We start from the raw sequence: 20943 nt of genomic DNA, 5'->3' as shown, positions 1-20943 counted from the left end.
GGCTGAATGGGCCAACACTGAGGGGAGACCGGCCGGGAGGCGCAGGCCGGGCGGGTACTAAAGGGGTGAGGGCCATGAACGGTTTGCTCGACGACAAGGCCGTCGTCGTGACCGGGGCGGGGCGGGGCCTCGGCGAGGCGTTCGCGGTGCACGTGGCGAGGGCGGGCGGAGCCGTCGTGGTCAACGACGTCGACGCCGCGCTGGCCGAGCGGACGGCGGAGAACATCCGCCGGTTCGGCGGCCGGGCGGTCGCCAGCGGACACAGCGTCGCGGATCCGAAGCAGGCACAGGAGATCGTCGACCTCTGCCTCGCCGAGTTCGGCGCCATCGACGGGCTGGTCAACAACGCCGGCCTGAACTACGAGGCGCTTCCGTGGGAGGACGACGTCGAGCAGGCCCGTGAACTGGTCGAGGTGAACGTCCTCGGCGTCGTGTACACCGGCCTCGCCGCGATCAAGGCGATGGTCGCGCGCGGCACGCCGGGCTCCATCGTCAACATCTCGTCCGGTGCGTCGCTCGGCCAGCGCAAACTCGGCGTGTACGCCGCCAGCAAGGGCGCCGTCGCCTCGCTCACCTACTCCTGGGCACTCGACCTGGAGGAAAGCGGGATCCGCGTGAACGCGGTCTGCCCGCTGGCGCACACCCGGATGGTGTGGAAGTCCGAACGATCACTGCGGGCGTGCCCGCCGGACCGGACGCCGTCACGGATCGCACCGGTGGTGCTGTTCCTGCTCGGCGCCGGGTCCGACGGGATCACCGGGCAGATGATCCGCTGCAACGGGCCGCAACTGCACGTGATGGGGCAGCCGTACCTGAAGGAACCCATCCTGGAGCGCCCGGTGTGGGACACCGAGACCGTGCAGCGCGCCTTCGACGAGGTCTTCAGCGCGCACTTGGAGAACTACGGCCTCGAAAAGCGTGTCCCGCCCCGGTTGCGCAAGTGGACGGAGTCGACCCGGACCGCTTAGCCGCCTCAGCCGACGACGAACGGCAGCTTCGCGGCCAGGTCGCCGAGTTTCGCCTTCTCCGCGTCGCTCGGCTCACGACGCCCGGTGCCGATCAGCAGCGCGTCCGTGTCGGAGAACGACTCGGGGAACCTCTCCCCGGTCCGCTGCTCCAGGATCTGCCGCGTCTTGGCGAGGCTGTCGTCGGCAGGACCCTTGATGTGCGGCAGGTGCGCGACGAGGTCCAGGTGGTGCAGCGTCCACTCGAGGACGTACGCGGAGAGGAAGTCGCCCGCGGACAGGACGATGTCCCGGGTGGCGACCCGCATCCCGGGGTCGGCGAGGTCGGCGGCCCGGCCGGCGGCGGAACCGACGTCGTCGAGGTGGAACTTGAGCAGCCGGGGCTCCTGGTAGGCGGCCGCGAGCCGGACGATCAGCGCGTCGAGGTCGTCTTCGCCGGTCGGCGGTTTGTCGGAGAGCTCCCAGTAGGTGACGGCGTTGCGCGTCGGCTCGGTTTCGGCGGGGGTGGCGAGGGTGATCAGGACGTCCTGGGCGTCGATCACCAGGTGACACACCAGGTCCTGGACCAGCCACCCGGCGCAGCCGGACGGTTTGGCGAAGTCTTCGTCGGGGGTTTCGGCGACGGCGGCGAGGAGTGCCGCCCAAGAGCGGGAGAAGAGATCCACGGCGGCAAGTTAGCAGCGCGGCGCCGTGGGTGGCGACCCTTTTCGGGACTGAACCGCGCGAAGGGCCTCTTTCAGGTGCTTCGGTGAGCGAGTGCGACGGGGCACCGGACGTTCTGATGCGGTCTTGACCGTCCACAAGGGACACTCGACCTTCGCACCTTCTCAGTACATGATGGCCCCCTTCCTTGCGCTAGGCGCAAGGAAGGGGGCCATCATGTACTTCACGCCGGCAAAGACGCAGGCCAAGGCTTCGCTCTAACCTTCATCTCCACTCACGATCACCGGGACCGACGCCCGACTGTCCGTGGCGTCGGCGGGCCTCAGGAGCCGGCGGCGGGAGCGGGTTCCGGAGCGGCCGCGTAGAGATCGGCGATCGCGGGCGCGTACCGGTCGTTGATGATCCGCCGCTTCAGCTTCAGCGTCGGCGTCACCTCGCCGCTTTCCGGCGTCCACGCCTTCGGGATGACGTGGTAGCGCTTGATCTGCTCGATCCGCGCCAGCCGCGAGTTCGCCGACTCGACGGCCTTCTCGATCTCCGCGAGCACCTGCGCGTTGTCGGCGAGCGATTCGCCTTCGGTGAGCTCGATGCCGTTCGCGGTCGCCCAGCCCGGTGCGATCTCGTCGTCGACGACGATCAGCGCGGTGACGTAGGGCCGGTCGTCGCCGATCGCGACGGCCTGTCCGATCAGCGGGTGTTCCTTGAGCAGGCCCTCGATCTTCGTCGGGGCGATGTTCTTGCCGCTCGAGGTGATGATCAGTTCCTTCTTGCGGTCGGTGATCGTGACGAAGCCGCGTTCGTCGATCGTGCCGATGTCGCCGGTGGCGAGCCAGCCGTCGGCGTCGACGTCCGGTTTGATCGAGCCGTCTTCCTGCAGGTAGCCGAGGAACACGATCGGGCCGCGGACGAGGAGTTCGCCGTCCTCGGCGACCTTCACTTCGATGCCTTCCAGCGGACGGCCCACCGAACCCGCCTTGAACGCCGAGTGCGTGTTGGAGGTGACCGCACCGGTGGTCTCGGACAGTCCCCAGACCTCCTGGATCTCGACGCCGAGCCCGGCGATGAAGTACAGGATCTCCACCGGCAGCGCGGCGGCACCGCTGGAGGCGACTTCGATCTGGTCCAGGCCGAGCATGGCCCGCACCGGGGCGAGCGCGGCGGCGTCGGTCCGCGCGATCTTCTCCGCCAGTTCCGGCGGCACTTCCTTGCCGTCACTGCGCAGTTTGTAGCCCTGCTGCAACAGTTCGTTGGCGCCGAGCAGCGCGGCGCGCTTGTCCTCGGGCACCGAGCCGAGCAGGTTCTTCAGTCCCGCCACCATTTTTTCCCACACCCGCGGGACGCCGAAGAAGCTTTCCGGGTGCACTTGGCCCAGTGCGCCGACGACGCCGCTCGGGTCGCCGACGGTGTGCACGTGCCCGGCCCACACGATCGGCATGTAGATCGACAGTTCGCGTTCGGCGATGTGCGCGAGTGGCAGGTACGCGATGTTCGTGGCGTGCATCGGCGAATCGTGCAGTCGCTGGACCGCGACGGCCTGGTGGATGGCGTTGCGGTGGGACAGCACGACACCCTTGGGATCGCCCGTGGTGCCGGAGGTGTAGATCATCGACAGCGGATCGTCCGGAGCGATCGCGGACCACGTCGTCTCGAATGCCGAGGGATCGGCCGCGTGCTGTTCGGCACCGGCCGCGCGCAGGTCGGCGAAGGACAGGAACCTCTTGTCGTCCTGGGGGACCACGGACGCGTCGAGTACGACGATGTGCCGCAACGCGGGCAGGTCGTCGAGGACCTGAGACCAGCGGCCGAGTTCGTCGGCGCCGGCGAGCACGACGACACCGGCGGCGCTGTGCCGGGCGACGAACCCGATCTGCTCCGGGCTGAGCGTCGCGTAGGCGGTGCAAGGGATCGCGCCGAGATGGGCCGCGGCGAGGTCGGCGATCAGGTGTTCGGGACTGCTCGGCGCCATGATCAGCATCCGGTCGCGGGTGCCGAGCCCGAGCCCGGCGAGGCCGCGTGACACCTCGGCGATGGCGGTGCGGAAGTCACGCCAGTTCAGGGTCGGCTTGCCCTCGATGTCGAGTGACGTGACCGCCGGCAGTTCACCGAATTCTTCGGCGTTGCGGTGAAGCAGGGCGGGGATGGTCTGGCCTTCGATCTGCTCGGCGACGGTCGGCTGGGTGGTCAACGCTGGCCTCCTCGATGCTGCCTGATCAGGCACACTGTAAGGGCTGCCGGCGGTGCTGGATAGAGAATCGCGGCCACGGTCGCCGTCTGCGAAATGTCCACCTTTTCCGTTTTCACCGAGTCAGTTCCGCACAAGGAGGACTCTCGACGATGACCGGTTCGGCACGTGAGTTGATCGACGCGGTGCAGGCGGAACTCGCGCCACACGACGACGGCAACCGGCTCGTCCCGCTGGTGGCGGAGGGCGAGGCGGCGCGGGAGGTCTTCGCCGCGATCGCCGCGGAGGAGTACCGGATCGTCCGCAGTGATCGGCGCAGCTTCCTCATGCTCGCGTCGCGCTCGCAGGAGCAGGGCGCACAGGAGTTTTTCGCGACGCTGGCCTCGGGTGAAGGGCTCGCGCTCGGCAAGCTGCCCGCCCTCGCCGGGGAGTCGCCCGATTTCGAGCCGCGCGCGGGATGCCAGGCGTATCCGGCGTTCGTCGCCTGGTTGGCGCTCAACGGCGAACCGGCGGACGTCATCGTGGCGATCGTGGCCAACTTCGCCGCCTTCGGCCGGTACTGCGCCGCGATCGCCGCCGCGATGCGCGAGCGGTACGGCTTCGACGACGAGGCGTGCGCCTTCTTCGACTTCTTCGGCGCTCCGTCGCCGGAGCTGGAGGAGCTGGCCGTCAAGGCCGTGCAGGCCGCGCTCGACGCCGGGCGACTGTCCGAAAAGGACGCTCGTACGCACGCGCGACTGTTCCAGGCATACGAGCTGGACTTCTGGAACACCCTCGCCGACGATTACCGCCGTGACTGACCTCGTAGCCGAGGCCGCGGCGCTGGACGCGGCCGACCCCTTGGCGCATAAACGGAACTCGTTCGACCTTGACCAGGAGATCGCCTACTTCGACGGGAACTCGCTGGGCGCGCCGCCCAAGCAGGTGGCGGAGCGGGTCGCGTCGGTCGTCCGCGAGGAATGGGGCGGACGGCTCATCCGGTCCTGGTCGGAGGGCTGGTGGGAGGCGCCGGCGCGGGTCGGCGAGCGGATCGCGCCGCTCGTGGGGGCCGCGCCGGGGCAGGTCGTCGTGGCGGATTCGACGAGCGTGAACCTGTTCAAGGCGCTGGTCGCCGCGACCCGGCTCAAGCCCGGCCGCGACGAGATCCTCGTCGACGCGGACACCTTCCCGACCGACGGCTACATCGCCGACGAGGTCGCCGGGCTGACGGGCCGGACGGTACGCCGGGTCGTCGCCGAGGACATGCCGGGCGAGGTGAGCGAACGGACGGCCGTCGCGTTGCTCAATCATGTCGACTATGTCACCGGACGCGCCCACGACCTGCCCGCGCTGACCGAAGCGCTGCACCGCGCCGGGGCGCTGGCGCTCTGGGACCTCTGCCACAGCGTCGGCGCGCTCCCGGTCGAACTGGACGCGGCCGGTGTCGACCTCGCCGTCGGCTGTACCTACAAATTCCTCAACGGTGGACCGGGCGCGCCCGCTTTCCTCTACGTGGCAACGAAGTGGCTGGACCGGTTCGAGCAGCCGCTGGCGGGCTGGGCGGGGGATCGCGACCCGTTCGCGATGCGCGGCGCGTACGAGGCGCACGCCGGGATCGAGCGTGGCCGCTCAGGCACTCCCGACATCCTTTCGCTGCTCGCGCTGGACGCGGCCCTCGACGTCTGGGACGGCGTGGATCGCGCTCTGCTGCGGGAGAAGGGCCTCGCGCTCGGCGAGTTCTTCTTCCGGTGCGCGGACGAACTCCTCGACGGCGCGCGGATCCTGACCCCGCGCGGGAACGATCGCGGGCACCAGATCTCGGTCGTCGACGACGACGCGGCCAAGACCATGGCGGCCTTGATCGAGCGCGGGGTGATCGGGGACTTCCGCCCGCCCAACGTGCTGCGGTTCGGGCTGGCGCCGCTCTACACCACCTACGGCGAGGTGCTCCGCGCCGTCACCACGCTTCAAGAGCTCCGGAGCCGAAACAATGAATTTCATTCGGGAATCGATGGCAAATAGGTGATCACCTCGCCCCCTCGGGGGAGAACGGACGATCTTTCGCGAATTCGCTGTTAATCTCTGTATTCGCTCGCCGCGCGTGTGACGCAGATCCTTCCCCCTGTGGCGTAAGGGAAACCCGCGTCACGCGTCTTGATGGCGAGGCGCGGGCCCGGCGCCTGGAGAAGGAGGGGATCGTGTCGTTCACCTATATCACCGTCGCCGTCGCCGGTGTCGCCTCCGGTTTCCTGCTCAGCGAATTCGGCTCCCGATATCCGGTCGAGACGGTGCTCGTCGTGATCCTGATCTGCGGGGTGGCGACCCTGTGCTGGGCGGGCGTCCGGATGCTCCGGGACTCCTCCGGGAAGGTCGACGCCCTCCTCGATGACGAGCTCGGCGACACCGACGAAGATCATTTCGCCGAATCGGCGGCGATAAGTGTCCGTAATTCTCCATTTCGCGGCGCGAGGGGCGTTACGACGGCGTTCCTCCGCGGGGATGTCGTTCGCAAACCAAACGGTATGTGGAGCACTGGTCCGAAAGCGTGAGCGACGTCACGGCCAGTGTTTTTCCACGGATTTTTCACGGTGAAGCGAGCGCGACGCACTGTGACATGATCGGAGCCGGAGAGGGTCCATCAAGCCGCTGCCTGCGGTAAACCGCCAGGTGACCTACTGGTGAGTCACATGGCAGGTGCCCTGGTCCGCGTGGTGGACTCACCAGGTTCGCAACCCTCTGGTCAGGGAGTCACCGCAGTAACGCGACTACTCTTCGCGTCTGGACTTGACTCACCCGTTTGGGTCTCCTAGCGTCTTCGCGGGCGGAGCGGACCACGCTGTGTTGATCCGGCTATCGGATCCCGCGGGTGAAGAGATCCCCGGCGACCCGACACCAAACTGCCGGAAGGAAAACGGACCACGGTGAAGCAAATTCCCCTTCGACGAGGCCGCGGCTCATCGATTCGTTCGCGCGTTCTGACGATCGCGCTCATTCCGAGTGTCGCGCTGATGCTCGTCGGTCTCGCTATCGGCGGCTATCTGATCTTCGACGCGGTCGACGGACGTGACTACGCGCAGCGGATCCGGGCCGCGGAAGCGCCCACGGTCCCGTTCTTCGGTCAGATCCAGGAGGAGCGCCGGCTGACGCTGCGCGAGCTCGCGGGCGACCGTTCACAGCACGCAGCGCTCGTGGAGCAGCGCGCCAAGACCGACGTCGCCACCCAGGGCGTCGTCAGCTATCTCCAGACCTTGGTCGGCAACTCGCCCGACAGCGTGCAGCGCAACATCGCCACGGTGAACGGACTCTTCCAGAAGATGCCGCAGATCCGGCAGTCGGCAGACTCCGGTCAGTTGCCGCTTCTCGACGCCTTCACCTACTACAACCAGATCCTCGACCAGTTCGTCGAAGGTCTCACCGGTTTCGCCCAGGACGCGCCGAACGCGGAGAACGCCTACCAGCGGATCACCGCGGTGCCGCTGTTCACCGCGATCGACCAGTTGCAGCGGTCGAACTCCCTCGCCGCCGCGGCCGTGGCGGGTGGCGGCTTCACCGACGAGACCTACCGCGCGTACGTCACCCAGGTCGGTTCGTACCGGTCACTGCTCGAGTCGTCCGTGACACGGATGTCCCCGGGCGTGAAGGCGAAGTTCGACCAGCTCGTCGCGAGCGACCCGTGGAAGGCCGTCACCACGGTCGAGAACACGTTCCTGCAGAACAGCAAGGCCACGCTCCCGGTGCCCGAGCAGCTTTGGCTGCAGTCCGCCCGCGGCGTCGGTGACGCGATGATGCGCGGCTTCGTCGAACAGAGTGGCGCGGCCACGACGGAAGCCATCGACGAGGCCGACCGGACGCTGATCACCTCGGCCATCGCCGCGGCCATCGCGCTGCTGGTGGCCATCGGCGTGTTCTTCGTCGCGCTGCGGCTGTCCAACCGGCTCATCGGCAGGCTGGCCCGGCTGCGCGAGGACACCCTCGACGTCGCCGAGATCCGGCTGCCGGAACTGGTGGACCGGGTGCGGGCGGGCGAACCCGTCGACCTCGACGACAAGGGTCACTTCCTCGACCACGGCGACGACGAGATCGGCCAGGTCGCCGAGGCGTTCAACAAGGCGCAGCAGACCGCCATCGCGGCCGCCGTCGAAGAGGCGAGGACCCGTGAGGGCACCAAGGCGGTGTTCCTCAACATCGCGCACCGCAGCCAGGTCATCGTGCACCGTCAGCTCAAGGTGCTCGACCAGGCCGAGCGCAAGCAGGAGGACCCGGAGCAGCTGGAAACGCTGTTCCAGCTGGACCACCTCTCCACCCGCGCCCGCCGCAACGCGGAGAACCTGATCATTCTCGGTGGCGGTCAGCCCGGCCGTCAGTGGCGCAAGCCGGTCACCCTCGCCGAGCTGACCCGTGGCGCCTCGGCGGAGACCGAGGACTTCGCCAGGGTCAAGACGGCGAAGATGCCCGCGATCGCGGTGCAGGGCCCGGTCGTCGGCGACCTCGTGCACCTGCTCGCGGAGCTGATCGACAACGCGACCTCGTTCTCGCCCCCGCAGTCGCGGGTCGAGCTGCGCGGCAACGTCGTCGGCAAGGGTGTCGTGATCGAGGTCGAGGACCAGGGTCTCGGCATCGAGCCCGAACAGGCCGCCGAGCTGAACGCGATGTTGGCCGATCCGCCGGACTTCGGCATCATGGCCCTGTCAGCCGAGCCACGGCTGGGCCTGTTCGTGGTCGCGCGGCTCGCCGCCCGCCACGGGATCTCCGTGCACCTGCGCGAATCCGCGTACGGCGGCACCAGGGCCATCGTGCTCGTCCGCACCGACCTGCTCGCGCCGGTCCCGTCTGATCAGCCGGAGGACGAGGTGGACCCCGAGAGCACCGAGGTGCCGGACTCCGCACCGCTGCGCCCGGGCCGTCGTGCCCGGCACCGCACCGAACTCCCCGCGGAACGGCCGGAGCTCCCGGTGCCGATGCCGGTCGCGCCGCCGGCCCCGGTCTCGCAGTCGCCCGCGCATCAGCCCCCGGGACCCGACTCGCCGGGTGCCGCGCTGCCGCCGCTTCCCCCGCGCATGCCGCGGGTACCCCGGCCCGAGACACCGCGCCCCGAGCCGATCCGGCCCGAGCCCGCGCGTGCCGAGGCACGGCCGCAGCCGGTGCAGCCGCCTGCCTGGCCGCCCGCCGAATCCCGACCGCAGGACGGCCGTCCGCCGCAGACCCGGCGACCCGGCCCCGAGGCGCCCGGCAGGCCACCGCTGCCGCAGCGCCGACGTCAGACGAACCTGGTCCCCCAGCTGATGGAGGACCGGCCTGCCGCACAGCAGGAGGAGGTCCGCGAGGACACCCCCGAGCTGGCCAGGAACCGTCTCGCCGCGTTCCAGCAGGGAACCCGGCGGGCCAGGGACACCGAACCCACCGACGACTACACCGACCTCGACATGTACGGAGATCGTGACTAGATGGCCAACGCGGGAGTCAGTGAACTCGACTGGTTGCTGGATGACCTGGTCAAGCGGGTCAGCGGTGCCGACAGGGCGGTAGTCCTCTCCTCGGACGGCCTGCTCATCGGACGGTCCGGCAACCTGTCGGAGCAGGACGGCGAGCACCTGTCCGCGGTCGCGTCGGCGTTCCAGAGCCTCGCGCGGGGCACGGGACGGCACTTCGGCGGCGGCAACGTCCGCCAGACCATGGTGGAGATGGACCACGCGTTCCTCTTCGTCACCGCGGCCGGTCGCGGCGCGTGCCTCGCGCTGCTGGCCACGGAGGACGCGGACATGGGCCTCGTGGCCTATGAGATGAATCTGATGGTCAAACGGGTCGGCGCGGTGCTCACTTCGGCGCCCCGCGCCGCGACACCCACGTCGCCATGAGCGGGCGGCACGAGTCGTGGTTCGAGGACGAGGCCGGGCCGCTGGTCCGGTCGTACGCCGTCACGGGCGGGCGCACCCGCTCGGACACGATCGGCCTCGACCTGATCACCCTGGTGGTCGCCATGCGCAGTGCGCACGAGGTCGCCGGCTTCGAGCCGGAGTACGGGCGGATCCTCACCCTGTGCCAGAGACCGACCTCGGTCGCGGAGGTCGCCGCGCGCATAGATCTGCCGTTGCCGGTGGTGAAGGTGCTGCTGAGCGATCTCATCGAACAGAACCTCGTGCTGTTCCGCACCGCGACACCGGTCACCGACACCCCCAACAAACACGTACTCCAGGCGGTTCTTGATGGCATCCGGAAACTCTGAGCCCCGGCGATCCTTGACCGCGAACGCGGTCAAGGTCCTCATCGCCGGCGGGTTCGGGGTCGGTAAGACCACGATGGTCGGTTCGGTCAGCGAGGTTCCCCCGCTGCGCACCGAGGAGGTCATCACCGCGGCGTCCGAGGGCGTCGACGACCTCACCGGTGTCGAGAAGAAGACGACCACCACGGTCGCCCTCGACTTCGGCCGGATCACCATCAACCCCGAGCTGATCCTCTACCTGTTCGGCACGCCGGGGCAGGACCGGTTCTGGTTCATGTGGGACGAACTGGCCGAAGGCGCGCTCGGCGCCGTCGTGCTGGCCGACACGCGACGACTTGACAGTTGCTTCGCGGCTGTCGACTTCTTCGAGCGTCGGGGACTGCCTTTCGTCGTCGCCGTCAACTGCTTCGACAACGCGTACCGCTACGGCACCGAGGAGGTCCGGCAGGCGCTCGACGTCGGCATGGACGTCCCGCTGCTGCTGTGTGACGCGCGGGAACGCGAGTCGACGAAGCAGGTACTGACGGTGCTGATGGAGCACGTTCTGGCGCTTTCCGACTTGGCGGCCGGGTTGCCACAGGGTCGCTGACGCCTCACGTCTCGCGTCTCGCGCGCTATGAAGGACGCTTTCCTTGCAAATTTCGCAAGGAAAGCGTCCTTCATAGCATTCGGGGCGGGGTGTGGGGGGAGACTGAGCGCTCAGGACCTGCGGCGCCGAAGCAGGGTGTCGAGCGCGTAGATGCCCGGCCCCACCACCGCGAACAGCAGGAAGATCCAAGAGTACAGCGCGGCCGTCTCACCCTTGTTCTGCAAGGGCAGCAACGCGTCCGGCTGGTGGACGGCGAAGTACGCGTAGGCCATGGTGCCCGAGAGAAGCACCGCGACCGGCCGGGTGAACAGCCCGAGCAGGAGCAGCACGGAGCCGACCAGTTCGATCACTCCGGCGTACCAGCCCGGCCAGGTGCCGACGGGGACGGCGGGCTTGTCGAAGAAGCCCATCTTCTGCAGACCGTGGCAGAGGAACAGGAACGAGATCACGACGCGGACGACGGAGAGGGTCAGGCCTTGCCATTTGGCGGTGGTCGGCCCGGCCTCGGCGTTCGTGGCGGCGGCGGTCTGGGTCATGACGCATCCTTCCGGCTCAAGGTGGTCTAAACCATTGATAACCCTGAGGATGCCGGATAGCCGATGTGCGCGGTACTTGCTTTCGGGGGGTAATTTCCTGTTATGGCTTGATTCAACAACGCCGCAATGAATGAGAACGCGGTAAAGGCCTCTTTCCTGGAATCATTCCAGGAAAGAGGCCTTTCGATTTCCGTTCAGCGGCGGCGGCGCAGCGTGTCGAGCGCGAAGGTGCCGGGGCCGATCGCGGCGATCAACAGGAAGATCCAGCAGTAGAGGGTCGAAAGCTCGCCCATGTTCTGCAGCGGCAGCAGGCCTTCCGGCGCGTGGACGGTGAAGTAGGCGTAAGCCATGACGCCGGAAAGCAGCACGGCGACCGGCCGGGTGAACAGGCCGACGAGCACGAGCGCGGCGCCGACGACCTCGATCACGCTGCCGTACCAGCCGGGCCAGGAGCCGAGTTCGACGGAGCCGCCCGCGCCGTCGACCCCACCGAAGAAGCCGAATCCCTGCAAGCCGTGGCAGAGGAAGAGGAACGAGACGACGATCCGGACGGCCGACTGGATCGCGCCCTGTGCCTTGGCGGCCCGGCCGGTGGCGGCGTCCGTGGTGGCGGTGGTGGTCTCGGCGGGGGTGGTGGTCTGCGTCATCGTTCTGGTCCTTCCAGGAGAGTCTGTGTGGCGGCTTCTGACAACGCGTCGGACGGGCACGACGCGATTCGACATGCGTGCGGAAAGTTTTTTCGCGAGGCGGTCACATCACCCGATCGGCGCAAGGGCACACTGGTGGCCGTGGCGGGTAAAACGAGTGCCGGGATCCTGCTTTTCCGCAGGTCGGGCGAGCTGACCGAAGTACTGCTCGGGCATATGGGCGGACCGTTCTGGGCGAAGAAGGACGCGGGCGGCTGGTCGGTGCCCAAGGGCGAGTACGAACCGGACGAGACGCCGGAGGCCGCGGCGCGGCGCGAGTTCCAGGAGGAACTGGGGCTGCCGGCGCCGGAGGGGGAGTACCTCCCGCTCGGTGAGGTGAAGCAGTCCGGCGGCAAGGTCGTCACGGTCTGGGCGGTGGAGGGGGACCTCGATCCCGCTCAGGTGGTCCCCGGCACCTTCGAGATGGAGTGGCCGCCACGGTCGGGCCGGACCCAGGAGTTCCCCGAGGTCGACAGGGTCGCCTGGTTCGGGCTCGCCGAAGCCGAAGAGAAGCTCCTCAAAGGCCAGCGTCCGTTCCTCGCCAGGCTGGCGGAGGCGCTCAGCGGCTGAGCAACTCGCTCAGTGGCTTGTCGGCCAGCGATCCCAGCACGAGATCGGCGTGGTCGAAGTTCAGTACCGCGGTGATCGCGTTCGGTACCGCGACGCACCGCAGTCCGGCGGCCTTCGCCGCGGTGACGCCGTGGGGTGAGTCCTCGAACGCGATCGCTTCGGACGCCGGCAGGTCCAAGGCCGTGAGGGCGGCCAGGTAAAGGTCCGGACTCGGCTTCGCCTCGTGGAGGTCGCCGGTGAGGACGGCCTCGAACGCGTCCGCGAGGCCCAGCCGGTTCAGCTGCGTGGTGACCCAGTCGCCGGTCGAGCTGGACGCGATGGCCAGCCGCAGACCCTGCTCCTCCGCCTCGGCGAGGTATTCCTGTACGCCGGGGCGCGGCCCCTCGGATTCCAGCAGCGCGGTGACCCGGGCGCGCACGCCGGTGCGGACCGCGATCCGGTCGAGGTTCTCGTCGTTCTTCTCGAGCAGTTCGAACATCGCGACCGCGGTGTTCTGCGTGCCGATCACGGTGTGCCAGACGTCGAGGGGAAGCTCGCCGCCACGTTCGCGGAAGATCTCCTGCCAGGCGGTGAGGACGGCTGCCTCGGTGTCGACCAGCGTTCCGTCGAAGTCGAAGATCAAGGCACCGGTCATGGGACGAGTCTATGTCTTGACTCACTGAGTGGTACGGATTACCGTACGCATTCGTTAGGAAAGTTACCAAACGAACACTGCTTCGAGTACCACGCCGCGCACCCGTCCCTCTCAACCCGCCGCCACGGATTCCCGGGGAGATCGATGTGAAGGCCCGAACCCGACTACTGCCCTTAGGCGCGGCACTCATCCTGCTGCCCACCCTGCTCAGCGGGAACGCTCAAGCCGCTGACGTGCTTCTGTCCCAAGGAAAACCCGTCCTCGTCTCCTCGGTGGAGTCCTCCAGCTACGGCGGACCGCTCGCCGTCGACGGGAAGACCACCACCCGCTGGGCGAGTGCCGAAGGCGTGGACCCGCAGTTCATCCGCGTCGACCTCGGCGGTCCCTCCGCCATCAACCGGGTCAAGCTGAACTGGGAAGCGGCTTACGCCACCGCGTACCGGCTGGAAGTCTCGAACGACGGCTCGGCGTGGACCTCGATCAAATCCGTCACCAACGGCAACGGCGGAACCGACGATCTCACCGGGCTGTCCGGCCGCGGCCGGTACCTGCGCCTCGTCGGCACCAAACGGGCCACCAGTTACGGCTACTCCCTTTGGGAGATGCAGGTTTACGGTACGTCGGACTCCTCCGGTGACACACAGGCGCCCACCGCGCCGACGAACCTCAAGGCGGGCGCGATCACAGCGTCCACTGTGGACCTGACGTGGACCGGTTCGACGGACAACGTCGGGGTCACCGGCTACGAGGTGCTGCGCAACGGCCAGGTCGTCGGCACGACCGAAACCGCGTCCTACACCGACAGCGGGCTGAGCGCGTCCACCGCGTACGCCTACACCGTCCGCGCCAAGGACGCCGCCGGCAACACCTCGGCGGCCAGCAACCAGATCCAGGCCACCACGCAAGCCGGCGGTTCGTCGTTCGTCCTCGCCGCCTCCGGCGACATCGCCGAACAGTGCACCGCGTCCTCGTCCTCCTGCGTGCACCCGAAGACCGCCGCGCTGGTCGGCCAGATGAACCCGGCCGCGGTGATCACCATGGGCGACAACCAGTACGACGACGCCCACATCGAAGACTTCACGAGCTACTTCGACAAGACCTGGGGCAAGTACAAGAGCATCATGCACCCGATCCCGGGCAACCACGAGACCTACGACCACACGCCGCTCGGCGCGTACAAGCAGTACTTCGGCAAGATCGCGACGCCGAACGGAAAGACCTACTACAGCTGGGAAATGGGCAACTGGCACTTCGTCGCCATCGACAGCACGGAGTTCTCGCCCGGCCTCGCCGCGAACGCGATCAGCGACGAGCAGCTGAACTGGATCAAGCAGGACCTGAAGAGCAACACCAAGCCCTGTGTCGCCGCGTACTACCACCACCCGCGCTACACCTCGGGTGACCACGGAGACAACGGCAAGATGGCCACCCTCTGGGAGACCATGGTGCAGAACAAGGTCGACCTCGTGCTCAACGGGCACGACCACCACTATGAACGGTTCTACCCGCAGAACGCCAGCGGGGCCAAGGATCCGAACGGCCCGGTGCAGATCATCGGCGGTGGCGGCGGGGCGACCCTGTACCCGGTGAAGACGGAACACGCGGCCACGGCGAAGGCGATCTCGACCTACGGCGTGCTCAAGCTCAACATGTCGGACAACGCCTTCTCGACCCAGTTCGTCGGGCTCGACGGCAAGACCATCGACTCGTCTCCCACCTACACCTGCCACTGATCCCCGTGATCAGGTGCCGGGTCGCGGCTCGTGTGCACCGCGGCCCGGCACCTCCTCGCGGCGTTGGAGGTCTCGCATGTACATAGCCACCAGTCGTGGCGCGGACGCCGCGGCGGAGGTCCCGAAGAGCGGTGTGAAGCGGGCCGTCACCGGGAACGTCGTCGCGCTCGGCCTGGTCAGCCTCGTCACCGACATCTCGTCGGAGATGGTGACCGCGGTGCTCCCGCTCTACCTCGTCCTCGGTCTCGGCCTCAGCCCGCTGCAGTTCGGCGTGCTCGACGGCCTGTACTCCGGCGTCACCGCCGTCGTCCGGCTCGTCGGCGGGCATCTCGCCGACCGGTGGCAGCGGCTCAAAGCCGTCGCCTGCTTCGGTTACGGGCTTTCGGCGCTGGGCAAGATCGGCCTGATGCTGGCGGGCTCGTCCACCGTCGCGATCGGTGCCGTCCTGGCGGCCGACCGTACCGGCAAAGGCGTCCGGACCGCGCCGCGGGACGCGCTGATCACGTTGAGCAGCGATCCCGAACATCTCGGCCGCGCGTTCGGTGTGCACCGCGCGATGGACACCTTCGGCGCGTTCCTCGGCCCGCTGGTCGCGATGGCCGTGCTGTGGCTCAGCCTCGGCAGCTACGACTCGGTGTTCTTCACGAGCTTCTGTATCGCGGCGATCGGCGTGATCATTCTGCTGGTGCTGGTCAAGGACCACCAGCCGAAGCCGGGCGCCGCACGGCCCAAGGTCTCCTTGCGGGAGACCGCGGGATTGATCCGGCAGGCGTCGTTCCGCCGGATCTGTGTCTGGGCGGCGTTGCTGGGCCTGGTCACCCTCAGCGACTCGTTCCTCTATCTCGTCCTGCAGCGCCGATGGGATCTCGGCGCGGTCTTCTTTCCCTTGCTGCCGCTGGGAACCGCGGGTGTGTACCTGCTGCTCGCCGTACCGCTGGGCAGGCTTTCGGACCGGGTCGGCCGCTGGAAGGTGTTCCTCGGCGGGCATGTCGCGCTGGTCGTCGCGCTGCTGGCACTGCTCGGACCGGTGGACGGCGGCGTCCTCGCGGTGCTGGCGCTGGTGCTGCACGGTGTCTTCTACGCCGCCACCGACGGGGTGCTGATGGCCGCGGCCGGACCGCTGCTGCCCGAGCACCAGCGGGCGAGCGGGCTCGCGCTCGTGCAGACCGGGCAGGCGACGACGCGGATGCTCGCGTCCGTCCTTTTCGGACTCGCTTGGACCGCGTGGGACCTGCACGCGGCGGTCTTGGTCGCCGTCGGAGCGCTGGCCGTCGTGATCGTCGCGGCCGCCGTCATCCGTCCTTTGCGGACTTACGCATGACGGCGCGGATCGTGGGAGTGGCCGGGGCGGTCGTCCTCCTGATCGCGGCCGCCGTCGGCTACGGCCTCTACTCGCGGGATCGCGGCCCGGCCGTCAACTCCGTCGCCGTCGTCACCGGTCAGCCGGTTTCGGTGCAGGCGAAGGGGCAGTTGCTGTTCCGCAACACCGCCGAAGGCCCCGACTTCGGCCATCTCGCCACCGTCCCGGCCGACCGGCCGGGCGAACCCCGGAAGGTGGCCGGCCTCAGCTGCGACCGGTTCGCCGCTTCGGCGGGGACCGCGCTGTGCCTGGCCGCGCAGCCGGGAGTGCTGCCGCCGATGACCGACGTCATCGTGCTGGACAAGGACCTCGCCGAGCTCCGACGGGTCGAACTGCCCGGCACCCCCAGCCGCGGCCGGGTCTCGCCGGACGGGAAGCTCGTCTACTGGACGCTGTTCGTCAACGGGGATTCCTATGCGGAGACCGGGTTTTCGACCAGGGCCGGGATTCTCGACCTGAGGACCGGGAACCTGATGAAGAGCATCGAGGAGATGGGGCTCCTACTCGACGGCAAGCCGTACTACTCGTCCGACGTGAACTACTGGGGGATCACCTTCGCCCCGGACGGCAAGCGGTTCTACGCGACCGTGGGGACGAAGGGGAAGACCTACCTCGTCGAGGCGGATTACGAGAAGCTCGTCGCGAGGATGATCCGGGAGAACGTCGAATGCCCGGCCCTTTCCCCGGACGGGAAGCGGATCGCTTTCAAGAAGCGGGTTTCCGCCGATCCCGCGGCGCCGTGGCGGCTGGCCGTCCTCGACCTGGCTTCCGGCCAGGAGACCTTGCTGGCCGAGACGCGCAGCATCGACGACCAGGCAGCTTGGCTCGACGACCGGACCGTCGCGTACGGGGTGGATTCGGGGATCTGGGCGGTTCCCGCCGACGGCAGCGGCTCGGCGAAGCTGCTGGTACAAAGCGCTAGTTCGCCGGCGGGCGTGTAATGGGCTCGTGAGTGGCGTGGGTCGTTCTATCGAGGGGTAAGGCAAGGTGGTGTGGTCTGCGGCCTTGCTGGCCTGAAGTACATGATGGCCCCCTTCCTTGCGCTAGGCGCAAGGAAGGGGGCCATCATGTACTGGGAAGGGGGCCTGCACGGATCGGGTCTCAGCTGGTGAAGTACTCGATCAGGACCGGGGCCACCGCTTTCGGCTTGAGCATATGCGTTTGGCCTGCGATCGTCCGGTGTTCGGCGCCTGGGACGGCCTTGGCGAGGGCGGCGACACCGTTGCGGATCCACGCCGGGCTTTTGCCGCCGTCCATGACCAGTGTCGGCATGGAGACGCCCGCCCAGCGCTCCTCGGGCAGCGGGGTGCCGTCGTGCAGGCCGTCGAAGAGCGCGGCGTCGTAGCGCAGGGTCGGCGCGACTTTCTTCAGCTTCGGCCAGGTGGGCATGAACTGCATCATGAAAACGACCGGCGCGGGGACGCGGACGCCTTCGCGCATGAACGTCTTGATCGCGCTGCCGGGACGTCCGGTGGCGATGGCCTTCTCCAGCCGCTCCGCGTAGTCGGACGGCACCGGCGGCCGGGTGTCGTCGACGACCAGCGGGAATTCGTACACCGCCAGTTTCGTGATCGGGAGCCCGGCGTTCGCGGCTTCGAGGGCGAGCGCGGCACCGGAGGAGATCCCGTAGACGTAGGCGGTGCCGCCCGCTTCCTTGATCAGCGCGTCGAGGTCTTCGACTTCGCGGGCGATCGAGAACGGTTCGGTGTCCGTGCTCTCGCCTCGGCCGCGGCGGTCGTAGGTGTAGACGGTGAAGTGGCCGGCCAGTTCGGCGGCCAGCGGGGTGGCCGGGCCGAACTCGCGGTGGCACATGGCGCCGTCGACGAGGATGACGGCGGGACCGGAGCCGGTGCGCGTGTAGGCGATGGTGGTGCCGTCTTGCGAGGTCACGGTGCTCATGGCGAGGATTCTCCTGGTTCGGGTCAGCGGGTGGTACGGAGGATGACGGCGGTGACCCAGCCCCAGGCCAGCAGCACGGCGGCCCAGAAGGCGAGCATCACGACGGCGTTCGCGTTGCCGGAACTGATCCCGGCGAAGGTGGCGAAGAACGCGATGCCGGTGGCGCGGGAGTAGACGGCCCAGCCGCGGTGTCCCTCGCGTGAGAAGCGGCTCGCGAACACGAAGGTCGCCACGATCAGCGACAGGAAGCCGACCGAGCCGGCGGCCATGTGCAGGATTCCCGCGGTGCTGATCGTCGCCGGGCCGGTGCCGACGGGAAAGCCGTTACCCGGGTCGGCCTTGAAGACCGCGGCGAAGAGCAGGCTGGCGCCGAAGACGCCCAGCAGCCGTGGTCCCCAGACGCTCCCTCTCCCCGGCTCCAGTGCCCGGCGCAGTCCGGCGGCGCCCGCGAGCATCAGGACTCCGGTGACCAGGAAGTTCGTCACCTGGATCCACCCGGCGTCGCCGTTGCTCAACATGCTCGCCGGGTGCTTGGTGAGGTCGAAGCCGTCGCGGACGGCGGCCTGCGTGAGCGCGGTGACGAAGTACAGCGGGCCCGAGACGGCGCCGCAGGCGAGCAGGGCGCGGGTCGGGATCGCGAGGGCGGTTCGGGTGACGGCGATGGTCATCGTCTCGGCCTTTCGAAGCGGGGTTCGTTGGGCACCACTCTGGTTCCGAAGGCTGAAGTTGTCAAGACAAAAAAAATTGTCGGTGCGGCCTGACATGATGCCCGAGGACGTCGCACTTAGAGGACTAAACGCGGTTTCGCAAGGTCAAAAGGGTGATCTCGCTGGGCGCGAAGACGCGCAGCGGCGGTCCCCAGAAGCCTGTGCCCCGGCTCGTGTACAGCTGGGTGCGCTCGCCGTGGCGCGACAAACCGGCCAGAACCGGTTGGTCGAGCCGGACCAGGAGATGGAACGGCCAGATCTGGCCACCGTGGGTGTGCCCGGAGATCTGGAGGTCGATACCCGCCTCGGCGGCCTGCTTGACCTGCTTCGGCTGATGGGCGAGCAGGACGACCGGCGTGCTCGCGGGGACGCCGTCGAGCGCGGCCGGCAGGTCCGGGCCGTGACCCGGGAGGCCGGAAGCGGCGCCCGTCGGGTCGTCGATCCCGGCGAAGACGAGCGTGTCCCCGCCCTGGCGCACCGGCACGTGCCGGTTGTGCAGCGGCTCCCAGCCGAGGTCGCGCATGTGGTCGAGCCAGGCCTGCGCCTCGCCGAAGTACTCGTGGTTGCCGGTGATGTAGAACTTGCCGAATTTGGCGCGCACCTTCCCCAGTGGCGCGACCTGGCCCGCGCGTTCGGCGACCGAACCGTCCGCGAGGTCGCCCGCGTGAGCCACGACGTCGGCGTCGAGTTCGTTCACCACCTCGACGACCTTCTCCGACCACCTCGTCCGGTCCAGCGGGCCGAAATGCGTGTCGGTGATGATCGCGAACCGAAGACCGTCGAGCCCGGCGCCGAGCCGGGGGAGGACGACGTCGAGTTCCTTGAGTCGCGGAACGCGCCTGGCCTCGGCCATTCCGTACACCGCCAGTGCCACGAAGGCCACCAAGACGACACCCGACACGATCTCCGCCGCACTGTCCACTCCGGACAACTCAAGGACGAGCCGCAGCACGTTACCGAGTACGGACAGGGAGAACAGGAGCCAGATCAGGCCGAGGGTGAGGTCACCGATCTTCGCCGCGAGGTCGCGTTGCCACGGACCGTGGCCGAGGACCATGCACGCGGGCATGGTGAGCACCGCGACGGCGAAGACGGTCGTGCCGAGGTACTCGAGCGCGGCCGGGAGTCCGGGGGCGCCGACCACCGTCCACCACGGCACACCGAACAGGAGGGCGAGGGCGGCGACCAGCGTGAGAACGCGGACAAGGATGCGGGGCATGATGTCGGCCAGACTAACAGCCCATTGGTCTCTACCGCCGTTCTCGCTGAGGGGTGTCTCAGGTACGCAGGCGGGCGTACGCGCGATGTCGCTTCCTGGCCGACGCTTTTCGCGGCGCCTCGGAAGACACTCTTCGGCATGAAGGAATTACGACCGATCGAGCGAGTCGCCTACGCGACCGGGGCGTTCCTGTTCCTCAGCGGCATAGTGCACGCGGTCGTCCTGATCGCCTCGGATGGTTCGTGGACCGGGCCGCTGTCGATGCGCAAGGCGGTGACCTTCGGCCTGTCGTTCGGGCTGACGCTGGCCACCGTCGCGTGGGCGACGTCGTACGTCGCGGTGCGGCCACGGGTGCGCGACCCGCTGCTCGGCGTCTTCACCGTGGCGAGCGTCCTCGAGACGGCGCTGGTGAGCATGCAGGCCTGGCGAGGGGTGCCCTCGCACTTCAACTTCGAGACCGGCTTCGACAACGCGGTGTCGACGACGCTCGCGGCGGGTGGCGGCGTGCTCATCCTGACGGCCGTCTCGTTCACGGCCGCGGCGATGCATGGCGAAGGGGAGACCACGGCCAGCATGCGGCTCGCGGTCCGGGCCGGGCTGGTCGCGCTGCTGGTGGCACTCGGCGCGGGCGCGGCGATGATCGCGAGCGGCGTCGTCGAGGCGAGGGGCGGGAATCCGCAGGCCGCGTACACCACCGCCGGCGCGCTGAAGCCGCTGCACGCCGTGGCGATGCACGCGATCCTCATCCTGCCGGGGCTCGCCTGGCTGCTGCGGTTCGCCGACTGGACGGAACGGCGGCGCGTGCGGTGGGTGTGGACCGCGATCGGGGCTTACGCGGTGCTGACCGCCGTGGTGGGGGTGGAATCGGTGACCGGGGTTTCGCCGCTGGCGGCTTCGGCTGTCGAGATGGTGACCTCGGGGGTCGCTTTGGGGGTGCTGGGGCTGACCGGTGCAGCGGCCCTTCGTGAAGCGGTTCGTAAGCGCTCCCGAGTGCTATGAAA

The 20943-nt window shown here is 68.4% G+C and carries 21 protein-coding genes; 13 read left to right on the top strand and 8 right to left on the bottom strand.

What is annotated here, in order from left to right:
* Positions 1–74 precede the first annotated feature (74 nt).
* A complete protein-coding gene (locus AVL48_RS20035; RefSeq protein ID WP_061982209.1) occupies positions 75–968 on the top strand; it encodes an SDR family NAD(P)-dependent oxidoreductase in 894 nt (297 codons plus the stop codon).
* 5 nt (positions 969–973) lie between these two features.
* Here AVL48_RS20035 and AVL48_RS20030 read toward each other — a convergent pair whose 3' ends face one another.
* Positions 974–1630, bottom strand: coding sequence for a maleylpyruvate isomerase N-terminal domain-containing protein (locus AVL48_RS20030; protein WP_061982208.1), 657 nt, complete (start codon positions 1628–1630; stop codon positions 974–976).
* 320 nt (positions 1631–1950) lie between these two features.
* Positions 1951–3813, bottom strand: coding sequence for an AMP-dependent synthetase/ligase (locus tag AVL48_RS20025; RefSeq protein ID WP_061982207.1), 1863 nt, complete (start codon positions 3811–3813; stop codon positions 1951–1953).
* Between the two features lie 149 nt (positions 3814–3962).
* Here AVL48_RS20025 and AVL48_RS20020 point away from each other — a divergent pair, with 149 nt between their 5' ends.
* The 7 genes from AVL48_RS20020 to AVL48_RS19990 all read left to right on the top strand — a co-directional run bounded on the left by AVL48_RS20020 (position 3963) and on the right by AVL48_RS19990 (position 10598).
* The gene (locus tag AVL48_RS20020; protein ID WP_061982206.1) at positions 3963–4610 is read left to right on the top strand and encodes a TenA family protein; all 648 of its coding nucleotides are present in this window, start codon (positions 3963–3965) and stop codon (positions 4608–4610) included.
* Positions 4594–5811, top strand: a complete 1218-nt coding sequence (locus tag AVL48_RS20015; RefSeq protein ID WP_061982387.1) for a kynureninase — start codon at positions 4594–4596, stop codon at positions 5809–5811. The genes AVL48_RS20020 and AVL48_RS20015 overlap by 17 nt, the downstream gene beginning before the upstream one ends.
* A 176-nt stretch (positions 5812–5987) precedes the next feature.
* Positions 5988–6338 carry a hypothetical protein gene (locus tag AVL48_RS20010; RefSeq protein ID WP_061982205.1) on the top strand — a complete coding sequence of 117 codons (351 nt, stop codon included), beginning with the start codon at positions 5988–5990 and terminating at the stop codon, positions 6336–6338.
* Positions 6339–6710: 372 nt separating this feature from the next.
* Positions 6711–9233 carry a sensor histidine kinase gene (locus AVL48_RS20005; RefSeq protein WP_061982204.1) on the top strand — a complete coding sequence of 841 codons (2523 nt, stop codon included), beginning with the start codon at positions 6711–6713 and terminating at the stop codon, positions 9231–9233.
* Positions 9234–9644 carry a roadblock/LC7 domain-containing protein gene (locus AVL48_RS20000; protein ID WP_061982203.1) on the top strand — a complete coding sequence of 137 codons (411 nt, stop codon included), beginning with the start codon at positions 9234–9236 and terminating at the stop codon, positions 9642–9644.
* Positions 9641–10012: a DUF742 domain-containing protein gene (locus tag AVL48_RS19995; RefSeq protein ID WP_061982202.1), complete on the top strand. Its 372-nt coding sequence runs from the start codon at positions 9641–9643 to the stop codon at positions 10010–10012. The genes AVL48_RS20000 and AVL48_RS19995 overlap by 4 nt, the downstream gene beginning before the upstream one ends.
* Positions 9993–10598 carry a GTP-binding protein gene (locus AVL48_RS19990; protein ID WP_026466899.1) on the top strand — a complete coding sequence of 202 codons (606 nt, stop codon included), beginning with the start codon at positions 9993–9995 and terminating at the stop codon, positions 10596–10598. Before AVL48_RS19995 ends, AVL48_RS19990 begins: the two co-directional genes overlap by 20 nt.
* 110 nt (positions 10599–10708) lie before the next feature.
* On the opposite strand, the gene AVL48_RS19985 is transcribed toward AVL48_RS19990, so the two are convergent.
* Both AVL48_RS19985 and AVL48_RS19980 read right to left on the bottom strand, forming a co-directional pair.
* Positions 10709–11134 carry a DoxX family protein gene (locus AVL48_RS19985; protein WP_061982201.1) on the bottom strand — a complete coding sequence of 142 codons (426 nt, stop codon included), beginning with the start codon at positions 11132–11134 and terminating at the stop codon, positions 10709–10711.
* Positions 11135–11328: 194 nt separating this feature from the next.
* On the bottom strand, positions 11329–11781 hold the full coding sequence (locus AVL48_RS19980) for a DoxX family protein (RefSeq protein WP_061982200.1): 453 nt from the start codon (positions 11779–11781) through the stop codon (positions 11329–11331).
* Positions 11782–11922: 141 nt separating this feature from the next.
* Here AVL48_RS19980 and AVL48_RS19975 point away from each other — a divergent pair, with 141 nt between their 5' ends.
* The gene (locus tag AVL48_RS19975; protein ID WP_061982386.1) at positions 11923–12390 is read left to right on the top strand and encodes an NUDIX hydrolase; all 468 of its coding nucleotides are present in this window, start codon (positions 11923–11925) and stop codon (positions 12388–12390) included.
* On the opposite strand, the gene AVL48_RS19970 is transcribed toward AVL48_RS19975, so the two are convergent.
* The gene (locus AVL48_RS19970) at positions 12380–13024 is read right to left on the bottom strand and encodes an HAD family hydrolase (RefSeq protein ID WP_061982199.1); all 645 of its coding nucleotides are present in this window, start codon (positions 13022–13024) and stop codon (positions 12380–12382) included. The genes AVL48_RS19975 and AVL48_RS19970 overlap by 11 nt on opposite strands.
* Positions 13025–13170: 146 nt before the next feature.
* Here AVL48_RS19970 and AVL48_RS19965 point away from each other — a divergent pair, with 146 nt between their 5' ends.
* From AVL48_RS19965 to AVL48_RS19955, 3 genes are all read left to right on the top strand, one after another.
* Positions 13171–14757, top strand: a complete 1587-nt coding sequence (locus tag AVL48_RS19965) for a discoidin domain-containing protein (protein WP_167386358.1) — start codon at positions 13171–13173, stop codon at positions 14755–14757.
* Between the two features lie 76 nt (positions 14758–14833).
* Positions 14834–16078 (top strand): MFS transporter, encoded by a 1245-nt coding sequence (locus AVL48_RS19960; RefSeq protein ID WP_061982198.1) that lies wholly within the window; start codon positions 14834–14836, stop codon positions 16076–16078.
* Positions 16075–17058, top strand: a complete 984-nt coding sequence (locus AVL48_RS19955) for a TolB-like translocation protein (protein ID WP_061982197.1) — start codon at positions 16075–16077, stop codon at positions 17056–17058. The genes AVL48_RS19960 and AVL48_RS19955 overlap by 4 nt, the downstream gene beginning before the upstream one ends.
* 160 nt (positions 17059–17218) lie before the next feature.
* Here the strand turns inward: AVL48_RS19955 and AVL48_RS19950 are convergent, their stop codons facing one another.
* From AVL48_RS19950 to AVL48_RS19940, 3 genes are all read right to left on the bottom strand, one after another.
* Positions 17219–18016 (bottom strand): alpha/beta fold hydrolase, encoded by a 798-nt coding sequence (locus AVL48_RS19950; protein ID WP_061982196.1) that lies wholly within the window; start codon positions 18014–18016, stop codon positions 17219–17221.
* 23 nt (positions 18017–18039) lie between these two features.
* Positions 18040–18684: a DUF998 domain-containing protein gene (locus tag AVL48_RS19945; RefSeq protein ID WP_061982195.1), complete on the bottom strand. Its 645-nt coding sequence runs from the start codon at positions 18682–18684 to the stop codon at positions 18040–18042.
* A gap of 124 nt (positions 18685–18808) precedes the next feature.
* On the bottom strand, positions 18809–19942 hold the full coding sequence (locus AVL48_RS19940; RefSeq protein WP_061982194.1) for a metallophosphoesterase: 1134 nt from the start codon (positions 19940–19942) through the stop codon (positions 18809–18811).
* Positions 19943–20080: 138 nt separating this feature from the next.
* Here AVL48_RS19940 and AVL48_RS19935 point away from each other — a divergent pair, with 138 nt between their 5' ends.
* On the top strand, positions 20081–20941 hold the full coding sequence (locus AVL48_RS19935; RefSeq protein ID WP_061982193.1) for a hypothetical protein: 861 nt from the start codon (positions 20081–20083) through the stop codon (positions 20939–20941).
* Positions 20942–20943: the final 2 nt, after the last annotated feature.

The sequence above is a fragment of the Amycolatopsis regifaucium genome (genome assembly GCF_001613935.1).
GTDB lineage: Bacteria > Actinomycetota > Actinomycetes > Mycobacteriales > Pseudonocardiaceae > Amycolatopsis > Amycolatopsis regifaucium.
The sequence above is the reverse complement of the archived record's forward strand: the minus strand, read 5'-3'. Positions and strand labels throughout refer to the sequence as shown.